A 21,576-nucleotide genomic window follows, 5' to 3' on the forward strand; every position below is an offset into this window, starting at 1 on the left:
CACATCCTAGCGGTAGCTGAGAAATAATCAGCTCTCGTGTATGGTGTCCGGATGCACCGTCGCATCCTCTCCTCTCTCACCGCCGTCGGCGTCCTCGCCGTCGGCCTCGGGCTCGTCCCGATCTCCTCGGCGACCGCCGCGCCGGTCGTCCCGGTCGCCCCTGGTGCGCCCGGCGTCGCGGCCACCTGGACCAGTGGCGACAAGCACGGCCTCGGCACGGCCACCGCCGACAGCTCGAAGGTCTGGTACACCCTGGGCGCCGGCACCACGACCGAGGTCTTCTACCCCACGGTCGACCGCCCCCAGGTCCAGGACCTCCAGTACGTCGTCGCCGACGGTGCCTCGCGCACGTACGTCGAGCGCGACGACACCGTGCACGAGACCACGCTGGTCGATCCGGAGGCCCTCGAGTACCGGCAGACCGACACGGCGAAGGACGGGTCGTTCCGCATCACCAAGACGTACGTGACGAGCCCTAGCCGGCAGACGCTCCTCATCGCCACGCGCTTCGAGCAGCTCAGCGGCACCACACCGCTGCACCTCTACGTGCTCTTCAACCCCTCGACCGGCGGCGACGGCAATGCCAACCGCGGCGGCACCGTGGACGGGATGCTGACCTCGCAGGGCGGGTCCACCTCGGCCGTGCTCGCCTCCTCGCTCGGATTCGGCGACACCACGACCGGATACAGCGGGACGGCCAGCGATCCGTACCGTCAGCTCACCGCCGACCACCGTCTGTCGACGCTCTACGGCTCGGCCGCCACCGACGGCAACGTCGTGCAGTCCGCCGAGATCCCCGTCGGCCGCGACACCAGCTTCACGCTCGCCCTCGGCTTCGGATCGACGCTCACCGACGCGCAGGGGTCCGCTGCAGGCGCCCTGGGCGACGGCTTCGCCGCGACGGAGGCCGCGTACGTGACGGGCTGGCACGGGTATCTCGCGTCCCTCTCGCCCGCTCCGTCGAGCGTGACCGGCACGAGCCTCGAGACTCAGTACGACGTCGCGGTGATGACGCTGCGCGCCCACGAGGACAAGACGTATCGTGGCGGCTTCGTGGCCTCGCTGTCGGTCCCGTGGGGACAGTCCGTCCCGGGAGACCTGCACGACCCCGGATACCACGCCGTGTGGGCGCGTGACCTGTACCAAACGGCGACGGCGCTCCTGGCCGCCGGCGATCGCGCCGCGGCGGGGCGGGCGCTCGACTACATGCTCACCGTGCAGCAACGGCCCGACGGCAGCATGCCGCACAACACCTACGTCGACGGCAGGGACACCAGCCTCACGGTGATCCAACTCGACGAGGTGGCGGTGCCCGCCATCCTCGCGTCGATGCTGGGCCGTTCCGATCGAGCCACCTGGAGCAAGCTGAAGCTGTCCGCCGACTACCTCCTGGCCCACGGTCCGTCCACGCCGCAGGAGCGATGGGAGGAGCAAGCGGGCTTCTCCCCCTCGACGATCGCGAACGAGATCGCGAGCCTCGTCGCTGCCGCCGACATAGCGGCGAAGAACGGCGACACGGCGTCGGCGGCCCGCTACCGAGACACGGCCGACCTGTGGCGGGCGAGTCTCGAATCGTGGACCGTCACGCACTCGGGCGCGATCCCGACTGCTCACTACGAGCGGATCGATGGCGCCGGGGCTCCCGACGACAGCTCGACCATCTGCGACTCGAACGGCGCCGGATGCCTCGACGAGCGCGAGCTGGTCGACGCGGGCTTCCTCGAACTGGTTCGCCTGGGCATCCGTGCCGCCGACGACCCGACGATCGCCGCCTCCGTGTCCGTCACGGATGCTCGCCTGCGCGTCGAGACCCCGTCCGGGCCGATGTGGCGCCGCTACAACCTCGACGGCTACGGCGAGCACGCGGACGGCTCGCCGTTCACGAAGTCCCCCGGCGGCATCGGGCGCCCCTGGCCCGTGCTCGCCGGTGAGCGGGGGGAGTACGAGCTCGCCAACGGGCGCGATGCGATGCCCTACCTCCGCTCCATGGCACAGACCGCGAACGACGCCTACATGATCCCCGAGCAGGTCTGGGACAGCGCCGACACCGGTCGCTTCACCGCGGGCGAGGCGACCGACTCGGCCGCTCCCCTGGCCTGGGCGATGGCGCAGTACGTCAGGCTCGCGCAGTCGATCAGCGCCGGTCGCAACGTCGACACCCCCGCGGTCGTCACGGCCCGGTACGCGACCGGTGTCGAGGCCACCTTCCGTGCGAACGCCACCACGACGTGGGGCGAGAGCGTGTTCGTCGTCGGGAGCATCCCCGCCCTCGGCGGGTGGGACACCTCCAAGGCGATCCGTCTCTCGAGCGCGGCGTACCCGGACTGGGCCGTCGAGGTGGCGCTGCCGGCGGGGGTCGCCATCGAGTACAAGTACATCCGGAAGTCGGCCGACGGGCGCGTGACGTGGGAGTCCGGCGCCAATCGGACGGTGACCCTGCCCGGCTCCGGCAGTCCGGTGTATCGCGACACCTGGCGGCCCTGAGGATGTCGGAGGCCACGGGTAGCGTCGCCGCCATGAGCAGCACCATCTACTACGTGGCCTCCAGCATCGACGGCTTCATCGCCGACCGCGAGGGCCGACTCGACTGGCTCCTCGAGTTCGGCATGGAGGAGTTCTCGCCCCACTACGAGGCGTTCCTCGAGAAGGTGGGCGTGGTGGTCATGGGGTCGACCACCTACGAGTTCGTGCTCGGCGAGGGTCTCGAGACCTGGCCCTACGACGGCCTGCAGACTCGGGTGCTCACGCACCGCGAGCTCTCCGTCGCCGTCGAGGGCGCCGACATCCGCTTCGAGTCGGGCGACGTCGTCGACCTGCACGCCGGGTGGGTCGAGGCCGCCGACGGGCGCGACGTCTGGATCGTCGGCGGCGGGGCGATCGCCGCCGCCCTCGCCGACGCGGGGCTCCTCGACGTCGTCGATCTCACGATCATGCCGGTCGTGCTCGGCGCGGGCGCACCGCTCCTCCCCCTGGCAGGCACGCGGGCGCTCACCGCCGAGGCCACGACGACGTACCCGAGCGGAGCGCTCGGCGTCACCTACCGTCTCACCTGAGGAGACCACTTGTTGGAGTTCCACTTTCGACTCTTCGATGATGCAGAGCTGGCCGCGAGGGGGATCCAGCCGACCAGTTGGTTCACCCTCTCCACCGGGTGGTACTTCCTCAGGCTCGGCGACGTTGACCTACCGCACTTCGCTGATCTGGAGGAGCCGGGCGACGATTATGCGCTGGCCGAAGTGTGGGGCCAGTGCGTAGACGCTCTCCAACCGCATCTGAGTGGTCCACATCAGCCCTGGCCGTACGTGCGGCCGGGCGTCAGCGGTATCGATTTCCTCTACCTCGCCGACCCGCCGTTGCTGATCTTCCGACGGATGGGCGAGGGCGTGGTCAGGCTGGAGTGGCGGACTTCTGCCGCGCACGCCAAGGTGGGGAGCGGATGGGTTGAGGTGGAGATAGGGCAGCTCACGGCCGACATCGTCGCTTTCGATCGCGCACTGATGAATGCCATGGAACGTCGTATAGACGGTCTCGATGCGCCAGCCGAGATCATCGAGCAGATCTGGGCGACCCATCGGGACAACGACGGCAGGTTGCCGTCTCTGCTGACCGCGGCGCTCCGATAGCCGGGCGTCAGTGCAGGTGCAGCTCGGCGGTGTCGGCCGGGAGGACCGGCCGGGCGATGGGGATCTTGTTGCCCCGCACCTGGGCGACGACGTCCTCGGTGATCTGCTCGACCGTGAGACCCACGTGCGCGAGGATCTCCTCGCGCGAGGCGTGCTCCAGGAACTCGTCGGGCAGACCCAGCTCGTCGACGGCCGTGTCGACGCCCGCCGCCCGGAGGTCCTGGCGGATCCGCGTGCCGATGCCGCCCACGCGCACACCGTCCTCGATCGAGACGACGATGCGGTGCGCATCCGCCTGCTCGATCACGGAGAAGGGCACGGGGACGACCCAGCGCGGGTCGATGACGGTGGCGCCGATGCCATGCTCGTTGAGCCGCTCAGCGACCTCGAGGGCGAGGCCGGCCATCGACCCCACGGCGACCAGCAGCACGTCCTGGCGCTCACTCTCGAAGAGCACGTCGACGCCGTCGCGCAGCCGGCGGATCGCCGGGATGGCGGCGCCCACCTCGCCCTTGGGGAAGCGCACGACGGTGGGGGCGTCTGAGACCCGCACGGCCTCGTCGAACTCCTCGCGCAGTCGCTCGGCGTCGCGAGGTGCGGCGATCCGGATGCGCGGGACGACCTGAAGGATCGCGAGATCCCACATGCCGTGGTGGCTCGGCCCGTCCGGCCCGGTCACGCCCGAGCGGTCGAGCACGAAGGTGACGCCCGCGTGGTGGAGCCCGACGTCCATGAGCACCTGGTCGAAGGCGCGGTTCATGAAGGTCGCGTAGAGCGCGACCACCGGATGCATGCCGCCGAACGCGAGACCCGCCGCGGAGGCGACGGCGTGCTGCTCGGCGATGCCCACGTCGAGCACGCGGCTCGGGAAGCGCTCGGCCATCTTGTGGAGCCCTGTCGGCCGCAGCATCGCCGCCGTGATCGCCACGAGCGACGGATCGCGGTCGGCCTGCTTCACCAGCTCGTCGGCGAAGACGCCCGTCCACGACGGTGCGCCGGACGGGCCCGAGACCGACTCGCCGGTCTCGGGGTCGATCTTGCCCACCGCATGGAACCTGTCGGCCGCATCGGTGAGAGCGGGCTCATAGCCGCGGCCCTTCTGGGTGATCGCGTGCACGATTACCGGGGCGGCGTACTCCTTCGCCTGACGGAGAGCCTCCTCGACCGCGTGCTGGTCGTGCCCGTCGATCGGGCCGATGTACTTGATGTCGAGGTTCGAGTAGAGCGCGTCGTTGTTGCTGAAGCGGCTGAGGAAGCCGTGCATGCCGCCGCGGATGCCCCGGTAGAAGGCACGACCAGGGGCCCCGAAGCGATCGAACAGGCGACGGCTGGTGTGGTACAGCTCGCGGTAGCCGCGCTTGGTGCGCACCCCGTTGAGGTAGCGGGCGATGCCGCCGATGGTCGGCGCGTACGAGCGGCCGTTGTCGTTGACGATGATGACGAGGTTGCGGGTGTTGTCGTCGCTGATGTTGTTCAGCGCCTCCCACGTCATACCGCCGGTGAGCGCGCCATCCCCGACGACGGCCACCACGTGGCGGTCGCGCTGCCCGGTCATCTCGAACGCGCGCGAGATGCCGTCGGCCCACGACAACGAGCTCGAGGCGTGCGACGACTCGACGACGTCGTGGTCGCTCTCGGAACGCTGCGGATACCCGGCGAGACCGCCGCTCTGGCGGAGGCGGGAGAAGTCCTGGCGGCCCGTGAGCAGCTTGTGCACGTACGACTGGTGGCCGGTGTCGAAGACGATGGCGTCGTGCGGCGAGTCGAACACGCGGTGGATGCCGAGCGTGAGCTCGACCACACCCAGGTTCGGGCCCAGGTGGCCGCCGGTCTTCGAGACCTCGGTCACGAGGAAGGTGCGGATCTCCCGCGCCAGCTGCTCGAGCTCCTCGGGCCGCAGCGAATCGAGGTCGCGCGGACCGGAGATGTTCTCGAGCAGACTCATGCTCCACCTTCCCATCGTTCGGCCGCCGGGCCGTCGTACCGACCGTCCGGGTCGGGGCCGTCGTCACACTCTACGCCCGACGAACAGACGATCGGCGGGACGCAGAGCGCGTCCCGCCGATCGTGACCTGATCGCCGCGTGGCGATCAGAGGATGCTCAGACGAGCGACCGCAGCACGTACTGCAGGATGCCGCCGTTGCGGTAGTAGTCGGCCTCACCGGGCGTGTCGATGCGCACCACCGCGTCGAACTCGACCGTCTTCTTGCCCTCGGGCGACTGCTCGCTCAGCTCGGCGACGACGCGCACCGTCTTCGGGGTGGTGCCCTCGTTCAGCTGCTCGATGCCGCTGATCGAGACGACCTCGGTGCCGTCGAGCCCGAGGCTCGACGCCGACTCACCCGCCGGGAACTGCAGCGGCACGACGCCCATGCCGATGAGGTTCGAGCGGTGGATGCGCTCGAAGCTCTCGGCGATCACAGCGCGCACGCCGAGGAGCGAGGTGCCCTTGGCCGCCCAGTCGCGACTCGACCCCGAACCGTATTCCTTGCCCGCGAACACCACGAGCGGGATGCCCGCCGCCTGGTAGTTCGTCGACGCGTCGTAGATGAACGACTGCGGGCCGCCCTCCTGCGTGAAGTCGCGGGTGTAGCCGCCCTCGACGCCGTCGAGGAGCTGGTTCTTCAGGCGGATGTTCGCGAACGTGCCGCGGATCATCACCTCGTGGTTGCCTCGACGCGAGCCGTAGGAGTTGAAGTCCTTGCGGTCGACGCCGTGCTCCTGCAGGTACTGACCCGCGGGGCTGTCGGCCTTGATCGAACCGGCCGGGCTGATGTGGTCGGTCGTAACCGAGTCACCCAGCTTCGCCAGCACGCGGGCGCCTGCGATGTCGGAGACCGGCGTGGTCTCGAGGGTCATGCCCTCGAAGTACGGGGGCTTCCGCACGTACGTCGACTGCGCATCCCACTCGAAGACCTCGCTGTCGGGCGTGGGCAGCGAACGCCACCGCTCGTCGCCCTCGAACACCGACGAGTACTGCTTGTCGAACATGCCGGTGTCGATCGAGGTGTCGATGGTCTTCTGGACCTCGGCCGCGTCGGGCCAGATGTCGCGCAGGTACACGTCGTTGCCGTCGGTGTCGACACCCAGCGCATCCGCCTCGAAGTCGAAGTTCATCGACCCGGCGAGGGCGTACGCGATCACCAGCGGCGGGCTGGCGAGGTAGTTCATCTTGACGTCGGGGTTGATGCGGCCCTCGAAGTTGCGGTTGCCCGAGAGCACCGCGGTCACGGCCAGGTCGTTGTCGTTGACCGCGGTCGAGATCTCGTCGAGCAGCGGACCCGAGTTGCCGATGCAGGTGGTGCAGCCGTAGCCGACCGTGTAGAAGCCCAGGTCTTCGAGGTAGGTCGTGAGTCCGGCCTTCTCGTAGTAGTCGGTGACGACCTTCGAGCCGGGGGCGAGGGTGGTCTTCACCCACGGCTTCGCCTTGAGGCCCTTCTGGCTCGCGTTGCGGGCGAGGAGGCCCGCGGCCAGCATGACCGACGGGTTCGAGGTGTTCGTGCACGAGGTGATCGCCGCGATCGCGACCGCGCCGTGGTCGATGGTGAACTCGCGGCCGTCGTCGGAGAGGGTCACCTTCGTCGGCTTCGAGACGTTCGCCGGCGCCGCGCTGTGGTCGTGCTGGTGGCTCACCTCGTCCGGCACCTGCTGGTGGGCGGTCTCCTCGTCCTGCGCGGTGAAGCCCACCGGGTCGGAGGCGGGGAACGTGCCCTCGACGGCGGCGTCGACGAGCGAGTGGCCGGCGTCGACCGAGGCGTAGTCGGCGAGGTCGTGCTCGAAGGTCGACTTCGCGACCGAGAGCTCGATGCGGTCCTGGGGGCGCTTCGGGCCCGAGATCGAGGGGACCACGGTCGACAGGTCGAGCTCGAGGTACTCGCTGTAGGAGGGCTCGCTCGCGGCGTCGTGCCAGAGGTGCTGGGTCTTGGCGTAGGCCTCGACCAGGGCGACCTGGTCGGCGCTGCGACCGGTGAGGCGCAGGTAGTCGAGGGTCACGTCGTCGATGGGGAACATGGCCGCCGTCGAGCCGAACTCCGGGCTCATGTTGCCGATGGTGGCGCGGTTGGCGAGCGGCACCGAGCCGACGCCCTCACCGTAGAACTCGACGAACTTGCCGACGACACCGTGCTTGCGGAGCATCGAGGTGATGGTGAGCACGACGTCGGTCGCGGTGACGCCCGTCGGGATCGTGCCGGTGAGCTTGAAGCCGACCACCTTCGGGATGAGCATCGACACGGGCTGGCCGAGCATCGCGGCCTCGGCCTCGATGCCGCCGACGCCCCAGCCGAGCACGCCGAGGCCGTTCACCATCGTGGTGTGGCTGTCGGTGCCGACGCAGGTGTCGGGGTAGGCGCGGAGCACACCGTCGACCTCGCGGGTGAACGTGACGCGCGCCAGGTACTCGATGTTGACCTGGTGCACGATGCCGGTTCCCGGCGGGACGACCTTGAAGTCGTCGAACGCGGTCTGGCCCCAACGGAGGAACTGGTACCGCTCGCCGTTGCGCTCGTACTCGATCTCGACGTTGCGCTCGAGGGCGTTCTCGGTGCCGAAGAGGTCGGCGATGACCGAGTGGTCGATGACCAGCTCGGCCGGAGCGAGCGGGTTGATCTTGGCCGGGTCGCCGCCCAGGGCGCCGACGGCTTCGCGCATGGTGGCGAGGTCGACGATGCAGGGGACGCCGGTGAAGTCCTGCATGATCACGCGCGCAGGCGTGAACTGGATCTCGGTGTCGGGCTCGGCCTCGGGGACCCAGGCGCCCAGGGCGCGGATCTGGTCGGCGGTGATGTTCGCGCCGTCCTCCGTGCGGAGCAGGTTCTCGAGCAGCACCTTGAGGCTGAACGGGAGCTTCTCATAGCCCGGGACGGAGTCGATCCGGAAGATCTCGTACGACTGATCCCCGACCTGGAGTGTGTCCTTCGCACCGAAGCTGTTGACTGCGGACATGCGCTACCTCGCCTTCGCTAGTACGTCAATTCTTTCGCTGTGTGCGAGGGGTGGCTAGCAAGGCGGGCCTAACCGCGGGCCATGGAGGCGTCTCTCGCGCACGGAGGTCGATTTATCTCGACGTCGAGATAAATGATACCACCGTGCCGGGCGCGCGGCCGTTCACTCGCGGTCGAACACGAGCCCGCGTCGCCGTGCGAGGCGGTACCAGGCCTCGATCGCCCCCGCACCCGCGCATCCGATCGCCACGGCGATGAGGACGTGGATCGGCTGCGGGACGGCCAGCACGAAGAAGTCGCGGCCCAGAGGGAGGAGGAAGGCCAGCGCGAACACCACCGCGACTCCGACGACCAGCCCGAGCCGCCACCGCGTCAGCGGCCGGGCGAGCACGCAGAGCACCCAGAGCGAGGGCAGGAAGAGCGAGATCGTCGTGGCCGTCCTCGCCTCGTCGAGGGGCAGCACGGGCGAGAGCAGGGCGAACACCGAGACACAGGTCGCGGCCGCGAGGAGGCCCGCGGGCACAGAGAACCCGAGGATGCGCCGGAGCACGCCCGGCACGTACCGCCGGCGGTTGGGCGCCAGAGCGAGGAAGAACGACGGGATGCCGATGGCCAGAGTCGACACCAGGGTCATCTGCCGGGGCAGGAACGGGAAGCGCCAGAGCAGGAACGCGCTCACCAGCGCGAGCACGATGCCGTACACGGTCTTCGTGATGAACAGGTTCGAGACCCGTTCCACGTTCGCCGTGACGCGCCGGGCGTACGAGAGCACCGTAGGGAGTCGTTCGAACCGGCTGTCGAGCAGGACGATGCGCGACACCGCCCGAGTGGCGGGGGTGGCGTTGCCCATCGCGATGCCGAGGTCCGACTCCTTCACCGCCATGGCGTCGTTGACTCCGTCGCCCGTCATGGCGACCGTCCGGCCGTCTGCCTGCAACGCGTGCACGATGTCGCGCTTCCGCTCGGGGCCGACGCGTCCGAACACGTCGGTCCGCGCCAGCGCCGTCTCCACCTCGTCGTCGGCCAGCGTCGAGGCGTCGACGGCATCGCCCCGGATGCCGAGCTCGCCCGAGATGGAGCCCACTGTCACCGGATTGTCGCCGGAGATGACGATCGTGCGGACGTCCTGCTCGGCGAAGTAGCCGAGCGTGGCGGCGGCGTCAGGACGCACGCTCTCACGGAAGACGGCGATCGCGACCGGACGCGCGCCGACGATGGCATCCGCGTGGTCGGCGGCACGCCCGTCGCCGAGCGCCAATGCGAGGGTGCGCCTCCCTGTAGACGCGATCTCCATGGCTCGGGCGAGCCCGTCCGATCCCGCCGGCAGCAGGCGCTCCGGGGCGCCGAGCAGCCAGGTCTCGGCCGCGGCGCCCTCGCCGAAGGTGAGCGCGCTGTAGCCGCGCCGGGAGCTGAACGGCAGGCGGTCCGAGACCACGTCCGCCGGCGCGGCGTAGTGCGGCCTCAGCGCGAGCGCGGTCTGGTTGGCGGCCACGTCGTGCGCGATCGAGCCGAGGACCGCGTCGATGCGCGCCTCCCCCACCTCCTCGTCGAGGGTGATGAGTCGCTCGAACCCGATCTCGCCGGTGGTCAGCGTGCCGGTCTTGTCGAGGCAGAGCACGTCGACGCGCGCGAGCACCTCGACCGCCGCCAGCTCCTGCACGAGCACTCGCTGCCGGGCCAGCTGGATCACGGCGACGCCGAAGGCGAGGCTCGTCAGCAGCACGAGCCCCTCCGGGATCATCCCGACCACGCTCGCCACCGCGTCGAGAGCAGCCTGGCGCCAGGCCGTCGGCTCCACCGCGCCGAGATTGTCGAGGCCGCCCCCGTACGTGAGGAGACGACCGCCGAGCACGATGACGATGACCGGGACGAGGATCCAGGTGAGGTAGACCAGGATGCGGTTCGTCGCCGCCCTCAGCTCGGAGTAGACGAGGGTGCGCCGGCGGATGCGCTCGGTGAGCCGATTGGCGTACGCGTCGGAGCCCACCGCGACGACCTCCGCCTCCGAGGTGCCCGACACGACGTACGAGCCGGAGAGCAGCGCATCGCCTGTGGTCTTCGCGACGGGCTCCGACTCCCCTGTGAGCATGGACTCGTCGAGCAGGAGGTCGCTCGAGGCGGTGACCGTCGCATCCGCCTGCACCTGGTCGCCCGGCCGCAGGAGCACGGTCTCGCCCAGGACGATCTGCGTCGGCGGGATCGACAGCTCCGCCCCGTCGCGGCGCACGAGCACGTCGGCCTCCGCCAGCAGGGCGAGGCGGTCGAGGCTGCGCTTCGCGCGCAGCTCCTGGATGATGCCGATCGCCGCGTTCACCACGACGATGCCGTAGAAGAGTCCGTCGGCGAGGTCGCCGAGGAGGAGCACCGCGAGGAAGCAGACGGTGAGGATGCCGTTGAAGAACGTCAGCACGTTCTCGCGGAGGATCGAGCCGACAGAACGCGACGTGCGGGTCGTCGAGACGTTGATCTGACCCTCGGCGACGCGCTCGGCGACCTCCGCGCCGGTCAGACCCCGGGCCGACATCTACCGGTCGGCGTCGTCGACGACCGGCTCATCGCGACCGCGGGCGAAGGCGGTGCGCACGAGGAGCCAGGTCACCCAGAGCATCGCGGCGTAGAACGGGACGCCCAGCACGAGCTTGGCGCCCGCGAGCAGCTCGGTCTGCGCGGTGAGGTAGAGCGGCACCTCGACGGCGAGGCGGATGACGAAGAGCCCCACCCAGCACCAGGTGGCGATGAGGACCACGCGGAACTTCGCCGGATCGGACCGCCACCCGGCGTCACCCGTGAGCAGGCCCACGATGACGCCGATGAACGGCCGCCGTGCCACGAGCGAGATGAGGAGGACCACGAGGCACACCACGTTGATGCCGATGCCCAGCACGAAGTTGTCCTCCGCGCGTCCGGTGAAGAGCGCGAGGCCGGCCGAGATGCCCACACCGAGCAGGCCGGCGATCGCCGGCATCACCGGGCTCCTCGTGACCAGTCGCACGATGACGAACACCACCGACAGAGCCACCGGGGCGAGCACCGAGAGCGGGAGGTCCTTCGTGATCGCGTAGATCAGGAGGAAGCCGAACCCCGGGAGGATCGACTCGATCAGGCCGCGCACCCCGCCCATGGCGGCGAGCAGCGACGAGGCCGTCGGGGTCTCGCCGGGCGCCACCTTGGCCAGCCCCGAGCGCCGGGCGGCTTGAGCGAACGCCTCGGAGAAGTTCGCCTCCGGCCCGTGCGCCTCCGGCCCGTGCGCCTGCGACGGCCCGCTCACTTCCGACCCGTTCACCTCCGTGCCGTGCGCCTCCGCCTGCTCCGGCGTGCGGTCGTCGCTCACGTCAGCTCGCGCCGGCGGCACCGCCGGGCTGGGCCCCCGGTGTCGCGTTCGGGGCCTGAGCGGCCGCGGGCCCCTGGCCCGCCGCCGTCTGCGGGATCGTCAGCGGAATGAGGTCGCGCGGAGGCATGGGGTTGCCTCCGCGGACGACGACCACGCTGCGGAAGAGGTCCTCCACCGCTGCCTTCGCGGCGGCGTCCTCGATCGCCTTCCCGGCGATCACCCCGCGCAGCAGCCAGCGGGGCCCGTCGACACCCACGAAGCGGGCCCGACGCGCGGCCGGCGTCCCGTCGGGGGCCGTGGCGGGGACGGCGGCGAGCAGTTCCGGACCGAACGGGCCGTTCTGCAACGTGCTCGTCCCACCCTGCTTGAGGATCTGGTCCTCGATCTGCTCGCGGATCTCATGCCAGAGCCCGGTCGTGCGCGGAGCGGCGAACGCCTGCACCTGCAGCGTCGACCCGGCGTAGTCGAGCCCGATGGCGACGACGCGGTTCGTGCCCTCCTCCACCTCGAGGCGGAGGTGGAGCCCTTCGCGCGGCAGGATCTTGATGCCGCCCAGGTCGACGTACGGGCGCGCCGGGTTCGCCTCCTCGGCATCGAAGGGGCCCTCCGTCGCGCGGTCCTCCGGGGCCGACTTCGAGTCGTCGGGGCCGGTGGCGAGCTCGGTCGTCTCCTCGTCCGCGGCGACGACCTCGAGGGCGTCGTCCTTGTCGTCGGTCATGCTCTGCCGCCTTCCTGGGATGCGTATCCGGTGGAGCCGAAGCCGCCCTCGCCGCGCGCGCTCCCCGGGAGCGTCTCGACGGGGACGAAGACGGCCCTGGTCACCGGCATGATGATGAGCTGCGCGATGCGGTCGCCGACCGAGACCTCATAGGGGGTGTCGGCGTCCGTGTTGAGCAGCGCGACCTTGATCTCGCCGCGGTAGCCCGCGTCGACCGTGCCCGGCGCGTTCACGATCGTGATGCCGTGCTTCGACGCCAGGCCGCTGCGCGGCACGACGAACGCCGCGTACCCGTCGGGCAGCGCCAGCGACACCCCGGTGGGGACGGTGCGCCGCTCACCCGGGGCGAGGACGAACGCCTCGGCGGAGAGCAGGTCGGCGCCTGCGTCTCCCGGATGCGCGTACGCGGGCACGTAGGGCGCCGCGATGAGGATCTCGGTGCTGTCGGTCACCCTGTCGAGGGTAGTGCAGAAAGGATGATCGAATAGGGGGCATGACCTCCTACCGCGAACGCCTGGTGCCCTCGGCCTGGATCTTCGTCGCCACCGCTCTGCTGATCCCGGCGAGCATGGTCGTCTTCGCTCCGATCCAGGGGATCGGCTTCATCCTCGGCGCGGCGATCGGTCTGGTGCTCTACGCGGGTGTGATCGGGACGCTGGTGGGCACGGCGCCGGTCATCGAGGTCGTCGACGGCGAGTTCCGGGCCGGACGCGCGCACATCCCGGTCGGGCTGGTCTCCGCGGTCGAGGGTTTCGACGGATCGGACGCGGCGCTGGAGCGCGGCCGCCGGCTGGACGCGCGGGCCTACCTGTGCATCCGCGGATGGATCGCGCCGGTCCTGAAAGCGACGATCGCCGACCCGCAGGATCCGACACCCTATTGGTTGGTGTCGACCAGGCGGCCCGGCGATCTGAAGAAGGCTGTGGAGGCGGCCCGCTCGTCGGCCCTGTGACCGGCGAGCGAACCGCGGTGCAGATTCCCTCCGTGTAAGGAGGGACCCGGCCTCAGGAGGCGCATTCGACGCAGATCGCGCCGAGCTTCTCCTCGTGGTCGATCTGCGAACGGTGCTTCACGAGGAAGCAGCTGATGCAGGTGAACTCGTCCGCCTGGGGCGGGAGCACGACCACGTCGAGGTCGAGATCGGAGAGGTCGGCACCCGGCAGGTCGAAGCTGCCCGGGTTGTCGGCGTCGTCGACGTCTACGACGCCGGACATCTTGTCCGGCACACGCTCCTTCAGCGCTTCGATCGACTCCGAGTCGTCATCGGTCTTGCGCGGTGCGTCGTAATCAGTCGCCATGCCCATCCATTCTCATTACATGCCGGTCAAGAATCGGCGGGGACAGTGTGCACCAATGCGATGCGAATAGCAAACCGCCGAATGAGCAGAAATTGCTCACGTCGACCCAACTCGCGGCGCGCCCTCCGCATTCCCGTTCGCAGGGCCTCCCCCATGGCATCCTGGCCTGACATTGCGAGCTCTGGAGGGCCTTTCACGATGCAGGAACTGACGGTGATCGGGGTCGAGAACGGAGCGCTCGTCGTCGCCAGCGACGCAGGCGAGCGATTCCGCATCGTCATCGACGACGTGCTGCAGTCGAGGATGCGACAGTCCCTCGCCAGCGCGGCGGGCGGCCGCAAGGTGTCGCCGCGCGAGATCCAGACGCACATCCGTGCAGGGCTCTCCGCGAGCGAGGTGGCCGAGCTCACGGGCGCAGCCCTGGAGTACGTCGAGCGCTTCGAGGGACCGGTGCTGGCGGAGCGCCAGTTCATGGTCGACTCCGCTCTGCGTGTGCCCGTGCAGCCCACGGGCCCCGCCGACCCGCTCGGCGAGGAGCCGCTCTCCACCTTCGGCGAGGCCATCGAGGGCCGCCTGGAGTCGCTCTCGGCGACCGATGTGCGCTGGGCCAGCTGGAAGGACGAGGAGGGCTGGACGGTGAAGCTCACCTTCACCGCCTCGCAGATCGACCACGACGCCCGCTGGCAGTTCGATCCCAAGCGCCACTCCCTGTCCCCGCTCAACAGCGAGGCGACCACACTCTCCCGTCACGGCGAGCTCACCGAGGGCCTGATCCCCCGGCTGCGCGCCGTCGGACCGGATGTCGCCGATGAGGGGCGTTTCGACAGCGGCGCCTTCGAGCCTTCGGATTCGGCGGGCCCGCAGGTGACGGTCGAGATCATGCCGGAGCGCGTCCAGCCGGAGCCCGCGCAGCCGTCGGCCCAGGTCCGGACGCTGCGCCCCGAGTCGTCTCGTGCCGTCGACGCTGCCGCGGTGAACCGCGCGCCCGACACCGCCGACACGAACGACCACAACCAGACCGCCGATCTCCTCGAGGCCCTGCGCCGTCGTCGGGGCGAGAGGGCCTCGGCGCCCATCGAGCCCGAGCAGGATGACGAGCGTCCGCTGGTCGACCCCGCCCCGCTCACGCGGCCGGAGGAGATCGACACGCCTCTCGCCGGGCTCGAAGCCGAGATCGTCACCACGGGCAAGCCGTCCACGCCGCAGAAGACCGGTCCGGTCAAGCGCCAGCGCGCGTCGATGCCCACCTGGGACGAGATCGTCTTCGGCGCACGCTCGGAGGACGACCCCGCGTAGTACCGGGATCGGGCGGTCGAGCCGCCTCAGCTCGCCTGGGCGAACGCGCCCGCGCGCAGGAGGGGCACTCGCTGCTCCTCGGGCGTGCACGAACCGTGCTGGCCGACCATCGAGCGACCCTCGCTCTTCGCCTCGCGGTAGTACGCGACGAGTCGCCGCGCGGCGACGATGACGTGACCCAGGCGCGGGAGCACCTCGGGCGCGACGTCACCGAACCAGCCGGAGGCGATGGCTTCCCGTCGAGTGACCACCCAGGCGTTGTCGCCCTGCGACTCACGCCAGACGCCGGCCAGGCGCTCGGCGTCATCGTCCGAGGCGTCGGCGCCAGCGTCGAGGTAGAGGTGCAGGCACCGCGGATCGCCGCCCACGTGGCGGACACCCTCCACGAGGGAGGGGGTCTGACCGAAGAGGATGTGCCGGTCCGCCGGCACGTCGAGGATGCCGTGGTCGGCCGTCAGGAGCACCCCCTCGCCCTTCTTCAGAGACGAGGTGAAGGTCGCGAAGGCGCGGTCGACCGCCTCGAGTCGCTCGGTCCAGCGGTCGGACTCCCAGCCCTTCGCATGGGCTGCCTGATCGAGTTCGGGAATATAGAGGTACGCCAGCTGGCGACCGCCCTCGTCGAAGAGGCGGCGCGCGGCGGCGAACCTGTCGTCGATCGACTCTCCCACCCGGTACTCCGCGCCTCGCAGGATGGCCCGTGTCAGCCCCGAGTCGGCGTAGCGGGCGGGCCCGATCGTGGTGGTGCGGATGCCCTCCGTCGAGACCCGCTCGAAGACGGTGGAACGGCGCTGCCACGTGTCGGGCGACATGTCGTCCGACCATCCGGACAGCTGGTTGACCACCCGGTCGGTCTCGGGCACGAGGGCGGTGTAGCCGACGATGCCGTGCTCGCCCGGCAGCGCACCCGTCATGAGCGTGGTCAGGGCGGCGGCGGTGGTGGTGGGAAAACCGCTGGTGAGGACGGCGCGCTTGGTCGCCAGCGCCGTCAGGTGGCGGGCGTGCCCGGCGCGGGCGCGGAGGTTCGCGATGCCCAGCCCGTCGACGAGGACGACGAGCACCCGCTCGGCGGCGGGGAGCGCGAGAGGGTTGGTCTCGGACCGGAGCGCGGCCACGCAACTCGGCAACACGTCGGCCAGCGTCGGGGCCGTGTCGTCGCGCATCGGTAGCATGGGGGGCATCCGGCTCAGTCTCGCACAGCCGGAGTGCGCATCCCCTCACAGAAGGCGTCGAGTAGACCCGCATGACCCCGAAGAACGAGAGCATCGACGCGGCCGCAGAGAAGATCCTCGACGTCGACGTCTCGCAGGAGATGCAGGAGTCCTTCCTCGAGTACGCGTACTCGGTGATCTACTCGCGCGCCCTGCCCGATGCACGCGACGGCCTCAAGCCGGTGCAGCGACGCATCCTCTACCAGATGAACGAGATGGGCCTGCGGCCCGATCGCGGGCATGTCAAGAGCGCCCGCGTCGTCGGCGAGGTGATGGGCAAGCTGCACCCGCACGGCGACACCGCCATCTACGACGCCCTGGTACGTCTGGCTCAGCCGTGGACGATGAGGCTGACGCTGATCGACGGGCACGGCAACTTCGGCTCGCCCGACGATGGGCCCGCCGCGCAGCGCTACACCGAAGCGCGCCTCGCCCCCGCCGCGATGGCGATGGTGGCCGACCTCGACGAGGACGTCGTCGACTTCGTTCCCAACTACGACAACCAATTCACCGAGCCGTCCGTCCTCCCGGCGGCGATCCCCAACCTCCTGGTGAACGGCGCGAGCGGCATCGCCGTCGGCATGGCGACGAACATGGCGCCGCACAACCTCATCGAGGTGGTCGCCGGCGCCCAGCACCTGCTCGAGAACCCGCAGGCGTCGGTCGACGACCTCATGCGTTTCATCCCCGGTCCCGATCTTCCCGGCGGCGGCACGATCGTCGGGCTCGACGGCATCCGCGACGCCTACCAGAACGGCCGCGGCGCATTCAAGACGCGCGCGAAGGTGAGCATCGAGACGCTCTCGCCGCGCAAGACGGGCCTCGTCGTCACCGAGCTGCCGTACCTGGTCGGCCCCGAGAAGGTGATTGCGAAGATCAAGGACGGCGTGACGTCGAAGAAGATCGGCGGCATCAGCGACGTCACCGACCTCACCGACCGGTCCCACGGGCTCCGGCTCGTCATCGGCATCAAGACGGGCTTCAACCCCGAGGCGGTGCTCGAGCAGCTGTACAAGCTCACTCCTCTGGAGGAGAGCTTCAACATCAACAACGTCGCCCTCGTCGACGGCGGGCCCGCCACGCTGGGTCTCCGCGACCTGCTGGCCGTCTACATCAACCACCGCATCGAGGTCGTCACCCGCCGCACCCGCTACCGGCTGGCGCGCCGCAAGGAGCGGCTGCACCTCGTCGAGGGTCTGCTCGTCGCGATCCTCGACATCGACGAGGTCATCCAGCTCATCCGGTCGTCGGATGACAGCGAGCAGGCGCGCGAGCGGCTGATGACGGTGTTCGACCTCAGCCAGGTGCAGGCCGAGTACATCCTCGAGCTGCGCCTGCGCCGTCTCACCCGCTTCTCACGGATCGAGCTCGAGGCCGAGCGCGACGAGCTGCGCGCCGAGATCGAGAGGCTCGAGGCGATGCTCGCCGATCCTGCCCTCGTGCGTGCCGCCGTCTCCGACGAGCTCGACGCCGTCGCCGACACCTACGGCACTCCGCGCCGCACCCTGCTCACGGAGGCACGACCGGCCGTCGCCGGCTCGGCGAGGAAGAACCAGCCGGTTCTCGAGCTGTCGGATGCACCGTGCACCGTTCTCTTCAGCACCACGGGTCGTGTGGTGCGCATCGATCGCGGCGACGACGACGATGCTCCTGCCGCGCCGTCGAGGCGGAGCAAGCACGACGCCCTGCGCTCCGTGGTCGAGACCACCCGTCGTGCCGAGATCGGCGCCGTCACCGATGCCGGCCGGCTCGTCCGCATGCCCATCATGGACCTGCCGTCCGTGCCCGCGGGGTCGGTGCAGCTCGGCGCCGGCGTGAAGGTGAACGAGTACCTCGGGCTCGATCGCAAGGAGCGTGTGGTCGGCCTGGTCTCGCTCGACTCCGACGTGCCGATGGCGCTGGGGACCCGTCAGGGCGTGGTCAAGCGCGTCGCGACCGGCGCCTATCCCCCGCGCCCGGACTTCGAGGTCATCGCGCTCAAGCCCGGCGATGCGGTCGTGGGAGTCACCCAGTCGACCGACGAGGAGCTCGTCTTCGTCGCGACCGACGCGCAGCTGCTGCGCTTCCCGCAGGCGTCGGTGCGCCCTCAGGGTGTCGCGGCCGGCGGCATGGCGGGCATCAACCTCGCCTCGGGTTCGGCGGTCATCTTCTTCGGCTCCGTCGACCCCTCCGCCGAGACCGTCGTGGTGACGATCGCCGGCAGCGCGGCCACGCTCGCCGGAACCGACGCAGGGTCGGGCAAGGTCTCCGACCTCAGCGAGTTCCCGCCGAAGGGCCGCGCGACGGGCGGTGTGCGCGCTCAGCGGTTCCTGAAGGGCGAGGATGCGCTGACGCTGGCCTGGGCGGGCCCGGCGCCGGCTCTCGCCGTCGGAGACGACGGCGCCGCCCGGACCCTCCCGGAATCGGGAGCCCGACGCGATGCGTCTGGAGTGGCCCTGGGCGGCGTGATCGGCTCGATCGGCTTCTCCCGCTAGAGCGGCGCGCGGGGCGCCTCTCGCGGGAGAGCCTGAGCGGAGTCAGTCGGCGAGCAGCTTGCTCGACTCGTCGTGCCATCCGGTCGAGACCTGGGAGAGCTTCTCCTGGTACTTCCGGCCGTGGTGGGCGCAGAACAGCAGCTCGGAGCCCGAGGGCATGTCGACGCGGATGTATGCCTGCGCACCGCAGCTGTCGCAACGGTCGGCGGTGGTGAGCTCGAAGCGGGTGCTCAGCTCGTCGGGGGTCGTGGCCACGGTGTTCATCTTCTGCTCCTCTGCGAAAGGATCGGGAACTGCGAAGTACACACATCCAAGCACGCTTGTGTGACGGCCATGTCTCATTCGCCTGTGTTTCGCTGTGCGCGTAGCCTGCCCGCGCCCGTTCTGAGTGTGCTCGACGGTGTGGTGGCGGCTCGCCGTCGGCGGGGACGCTTAGCCTTGTCCCGTGGCTTCTCCCTCCGACTACTCCGCCCGGCACCTCTCCGTCCTCGAGGGGCTCGAGGCGGTCCGCAAGCGTCCCGGCATGTACATCGGCTCGACCGACTCGCGGGGTCTCATGCACTGCCTGTGGGAGATCATCGACAACTCGGTCGATGAGGCTCTGGCCGGGCACGGCGACCGCATCGACGTGGTCCTGCACGACGACGGCAGCGTCGAGGTGCGCGACCGGGCGCGCGGCATCCCCGTCGACATCGAGCCCAAGACGGGCCTGTCGGGTGTCGAGGTCGTCTTCACGAAGCTCCACGCGGGCGGCAAGTTCGGCGCGGGATCGTACGGCGCGTCCGGCGGCCTCCACGGCGTGGGCGCCTCGGTCGTGAACGCCCTGTCGGAGCGGCTCGACGTCGAGGTCGACCGCGACGGGAAGACCTGGGCGATGTCGTTCCACCGTGGCGAGCCGGGCATCTTCGCCGACAAGGGCGAGCCCTCCCCCGATGCCCCCTTCAAGCCCTTCGAGTCGGGCAGCGAACTGCGTGTCGTCGGCAAGGTCGCGAAGGGGGTCACCGGCACGCGCATCCGCTATTGGGCCGACCGCCAGATCTTCAGCCCCGGCGCCGCCTTCCAGTCGGAGGGTTTGGTCGACCGTGCTCGTCAGACCGCGTTCCTCGTGCCGGGCATCCTGATCGAGATCAGCGACCGCCGCACCGACGACGAGAAGGTCGAGTCGTTCCGCTTCGAGGGCGGTATCTCCGAGTTCGTCGAGCACCTGGCCTCCGACGCCCCCGTCACCGACGTGTGGCGCATCACGGGCACGGGATCCTTCTCCGAGACGGTCCCCGTGCTCACCGAGGGCGGGGCGATGGTCCCCACCGAGGTCTCACGCGACTGCGAGGTCGACCTCGCGCTGCGCTGGGGCATCGGGTACGAGACCGACGTGAAGTCGTTCGTCAACATCATCTCCACGCCCAAGGGCGGCACGCACCTCGCCGGCTTCGAGGCGGGCCTGCTCAAGTTCCTGCGGCAGACGGTCGAGGCGAACGCCCGCCGGCTGAAGGTGGGCAACGACAAGCTCGAGAAGGACGACGTGCTCGCCGGCCTCACCGCCGTGCTCACCGTGCGGCTCCCCGAGCCTCAGTTCGAGGGTCAGACCAAGGAGGTTCTGGGCACCCCCGCCGCGCGGGCGATCGTCTCGAAGGTGCTCACCGACGGGCTGAAGGCGCGCTTCTCGTCGACCAAGCGCGACGACAAGACGCAGTCGTCCCTCGTGCTCGACAAGGTCGTGGCCGAGATGAAGGCACGTGTGTCGGCGCGAGCGCACAAGGAGACCCAGCGCCGCAAGAACGCGCTCGAGTCCTCGTCGCTCCCAGCGAAGCTCGTCGACTGCCGCAGCAATGACGTCGCCTCCAGCGAGCTGTTCATCGTCGAGGGCGACTCCGCGCTCGGCACCGCCAAGCTGGCCAGGTCGAGCGAGTTCCAGGCGCTGCTGCCCATCCGCGGCAAGATCCTCAACGTGCAGAAGGCGTCCGTCGCCGACATGCTCTCCAATGCGGAGTGCGCGTCGATCATCCAGGTCATCGGCGCGGGCTCCGGCCGCACGTTCGACCTCTCGGCCGCGCGTTACGGGAAGATCATCCTGATGAGCGACGCCGACGTCGACGGCGCCCACATCCGTACCCTGCTGCTCACGCTGTTCTTCCGGTACATGCGCCCCCTCATCGAAGACGGCCGGGTCTACGCGGCGGTCCCGCCGCTGCACCGCGTCATCGCGATCAACCCCGGATCGAAGCCGAACGACGTGATCTACACGTACTCCGAGGCCGAGCTGAGGGGTGTGGTGAAGGACATCCAGCGCTCGAAGCGCCGTTACCAGGAGCCGATCCAGCGGTACAAGGGCCTCGGCGAGATGGATGCCGACCAGCTGGCGACGACCACGATGGACCGCGCCCAGCGCACGCTGCGCCGCGTGAACGTCGCCGACGCCGCCGCCGCCGAGAAGACCTTCGAGCTCCTCATGGGCGACGAGGTCGCCCCGCGCAAGGAGTTCATCATCGCGGGCTCCACCGACCTCACCCGAGACCGCATCGACGTCTGACGCGAGGCGTCGCGCGCGCCGCCTCGAGCGGCGCATCCCCTATCCCGCGTCGAGCGGCGAGAAGGCGCCCTTCCTGCGCCCCGCAAAGGGCGGATGTTCGCCGTTCGGCGAGACGCACCGCTCACCCCTGCGCCGAACGGCGGGAAAGCGCCCT

Annotated in this window: 16 protein-coding genes; 7 read left to right on the forward strand and 9 right to left on the reverse strand. The window is 69.9% G+C overall.

Annotated features, from left to right (window positions below):
- Window positions 1–51 precede the first annotated feature (51 nt).
- Genes ACFJGV_RS02555 through ACFJGV_RS02565 form a run of 3 tightly spaced genes read left to right on the forward strand, consistent with a single transcriptional unit; the run spans window position 52 to window position 3,623 of the window.
- A complete protein-coding gene (locus tag ACFJGV_RS02555) occupies window positions 52–2,484 on the forward strand; it encodes a glycoside hydrolase family 15 protein (protein WP_378146599.1) in 2,433 nt (810 codons plus the stop codon).
- 32 nt (window positions 2,485–2,516) lie between these two features.
- Window positions 2,517–3,053: a dihydrofolate reductase family protein gene (locus ACFJGV_RS02560; RefSeq protein ID WP_378146601.1), complete on the forward strand. Its 537-nt coding sequence runs from the start codon at window positions 2,517–2,519 to the stop codon at window positions 3,051–3,053.
- Window positions 3,054–3,062: 9 nt separating this feature from the next.
- Window positions 3,063–3,623 (forward strand): DUF5984 family protein, encoded by a 561-nt coding sequence (locus tag ACFJGV_RS02565; RefSeq protein ID WP_378146602.1) that lies wholly within the window; start codon window positions 3,063–3,065, stop codon window positions 3,621–3,623.
- A gap of 7 nt (window positions 3,624–3,630) precedes the next feature.
- Here ACFJGV_RS02565 and dxs read toward each other — a convergent pair whose 3' ends face one another.
- From dxs to dut, 6 genes are all read right to left on the reverse strand, one after another.
- Entirely contained in the window at window positions 3,631–5,568 is a 1,938-nt protein-coding gene (gene dxs / locus ACFJGV_RS02570; protein ID WP_378146604.1) for a 1-deoxy-D-xylulose-5-phosphate synthase, read from the reverse strand.
- Between the two features lie 156 nt (window positions 5,569–5,724).
- Entirely contained in the window at window positions 5,725–8,568 is a 2,844-nt protein-coding gene (locus ACFJGV_RS02575) for an aconitate hydratase (protein ID WP_378146605.1), read from the reverse strand.
- 162 nt (window positions 8,569–8,730) lie between these two features.
- The gene (locus ACFJGV_RS02580; protein ID WP_378146607.1) at window positions 8,731–11,091 is read right to left on the reverse strand and encodes an HAD-IC family P-type ATPase; all 2,361 of its coding nucleotides are present in this window, start codon (window positions 11,089–11,091) and stop codon (window positions 8,731–8,733) included.
- Entirely contained in the window at window positions 11,092–11,898 is an 807-nt protein-coding gene (locus tag ACFJGV_RS02585; RefSeq protein WP_378146609.1) for a DUF3159 domain-containing protein, read from the reverse strand. It abuts the gene before it with no gap.
- 1 nt (window position 11,899) lies between these two features.
- Window positions 11,900–12,616, reverse strand: a complete 717-nt coding sequence (locus tag ACFJGV_RS02590; RefSeq protein ID WP_378146610.1) for a DUF3710 domain-containing protein — start codon at window positions 12,614–12,616, stop codon at window positions 11,900–11,902.
- Entirely contained in the window at window positions 12,613–13,068 is a 456-nt protein-coding gene (gene dut, locus ACFJGV_RS02595) for a dUTP diphosphatase (RefSeq protein ID WP_378146612.1), read from the reverse strand. The genes ACFJGV_RS02590 and dut overlap by 4 nt, the downstream gene beginning before the upstream one ends.
- A gap of 41 nt (window positions 13,069–13,109) precedes the next feature.
- On the opposite strand from dut, the gene ACFJGV_RS02600 reads away from it, so the two are divergent.
- Entirely contained in the window at window positions 13,110–13,568 is a 459-nt protein-coding gene (locus ACFJGV_RS02600) for a DUF3093 domain-containing protein (protein WP_378146613.1), read from the forward strand.
- Window positions 13,569–13,620: 52 nt separating this feature from the next.
- Here ACFJGV_RS02600 and ACFJGV_RS02605 read toward each other — a convergent pair whose 3' ends face one another.
- Window positions 13,621–13,914 carry a DUF4193 domain-containing protein gene (locus ACFJGV_RS02605; protein ID WP_085021439.1) on the reverse strand — a complete coding sequence of 98 codons (294 nt, stop codon included), beginning with the start codon at window positions 13,912–13,914 and terminating at the stop codon, window positions 13,621–13,623.
- 198 nt (window positions 13,915–14,112) lie between these two features.
- On the opposite strand from ACFJGV_RS02605, the gene sepH reads away from it, so the two are divergent.
- The gene (gene sepH, locus ACFJGV_RS02610) at window positions 14,113–15,210 is read left to right on the forward strand and encodes a septation protein SepH (protein WP_378146615.1); all 1,098 of its coding nucleotides are present in this window, start codon (window positions 14,113–14,115) and stop codon (window positions 15,208–15,210) included.
- A 26-nt stretch (window positions 15,211–15,236) separates the two neighbouring features.
- Here the strand turns inward: sepH and ACFJGV_RS02615 are convergent, their stop codons facing one another.
- Window positions 15,237–16,388, reverse strand: a complete 1,152-nt coding sequence (locus ACFJGV_RS02615) for an alkaline phosphatase family protein (protein ID WP_378146617.1) — start codon at window positions 16,386–16,388, stop codon at window positions 15,237–15,239.
- A gap of 62 nt (window positions 16,389–16,450) precedes the next feature.
- On the opposite strand from ACFJGV_RS02615, the gene ACFJGV_RS02620 reads away from it, so the two are divergent.
- Window positions 16,451–18,892: a DNA topoisomerase (ATP-hydrolyzing) subunit A gene (locus tag ACFJGV_RS02620; RefSeq protein WP_378146619.1), complete on the forward strand. Its 2,442-nt coding sequence runs from the start codon at window positions 16,451–16,453 to the stop codon at window positions 18,890–18,892.
- A gap of 42 nt (window positions 18,893–18,934) precedes the next feature.
- Here ACFJGV_RS02620 and ACFJGV_RS02625 read toward each other — a convergent pair whose 3' ends face one another.
- Entirely contained in the window at window positions 18,935–19,156 is a 222-nt protein-coding gene (locus ACFJGV_RS02625; RefSeq protein WP_378146621.1) for a hypothetical protein, read from the reverse strand.
- A 181-nt stretch (window positions 19,157–19,337) separates the two neighbouring features.
- On the opposite strand from ACFJGV_RS02625, the gene ACFJGV_RS02630 reads away from it, so the two are divergent.
- Complete coding sequence (locus ACFJGV_RS02630) at window positions 19,338–21,422, forward strand: type IIA DNA topoisomerase subunit B (RefSeq protein ID WP_378146622.1); 2,085 nt, start codon at window positions 19,338–19,340, stop codon at window positions 21,420–21,422.
- Window positions 21,423–21,576 lie beyond the last annotated feature (154 nt).

Origin of the sequence: Cnuibacter sp. UC19_7, assembly GCF_042699995.1 — a bacterium.
Lineage (GTDB): Bacteria > Actinomycetota > Actinomycetes > Actinomycetales > Microbacteriaceae > Cnuibacter.

Excerpts from the sequence above, each read along its gene's own strand:
- ACFJGV_RS02555 (WP_378146599.1), top strand. The coding sequence starts at position 52 with ATGCACCGTCGCATCCTCTCCTCTCTCACCGCCGTCGGCGTCCTCGCC.
- ACFJGV_RS02560 (WP_378146601.1), top strand. The coding sequence starts at position 2,517 with ATGAGCAGCACCATCTACTACGTGGCCTCCAGCATCGACGGCTTCATC.
- dxs (WP_378146604.1), bottom strand. The coding sequence starts at position 5,568 with ATGAGTCTGCTCGAGAACATCTCCGGTCCGCGCGACCTCGATTCGCTG.
- ACFJGV_RS02575 (WP_378146605.1), bottom strand. The coding sequence starts at position 8,568 with ATGTCCGCAGTCAACAGCTTCGGTGCGAAGGACACACTCCAGGTCGGG.
- ACFJGV_RS02580 (WP_378146607.1), bottom strand. The coding sequence starts at position 11,091 with ATGTCGGCCCGGGGTCTGACCGGCGCGGAGGTCGCCGAGCGCGTCGCC.
- ACFJGV_RS02590 (WP_378146610.1), bottom strand. The coding sequence starts at position 12,616 with ATGACCGACGACAAGGACGACGCCCTCGAGGTCGTCGCCGCGGACGAG.
- ACFJGV_RS02600 (WP_378146613.1), top strand. The coding sequence starts at position 13,110 with ATGACCTCCTACCGCGAACGCCTGGTGCCCTCGGCCTGGATCTTCGTC.
- ACFJGV_RS02605 (WP_085021439.1), bottom strand. The coding sequence starts at position 13,914 with ATGGCGACTGATTACGACGCACCGCGCAAGACCGATGACGACTCGGAG.
- sepH (WP_378146615.1), top strand. The coding sequence starts at position 14,113 with ATGCAGGAACTGACGGTGATCGGGGTCGAGAACGGAGCGCTCGTCGTC.
- ACFJGV_RS02615 (WP_378146617.1), bottom strand. The coding sequence starts at position 16,388 with ATGCCCCCCATGCTACCGATGCGCGACGACACGGCCCCGACGCTGGCC.
- ACFJGV_RS02620 (WP_378146619.1), top strand. The coding sequence starts at position 16,451 with ATGACCCCGAAGAACGAGAGCATCGACGCGGCCGCAGAGAAGATCCTC.
- ACFJGV_RS02625 (WP_378146621.1), bottom strand. The coding sequence starts at position 19,156 with ATGAACACCGTGGCCACGACCCCCGACGAGCTGAGCACCCGCTTCGAG.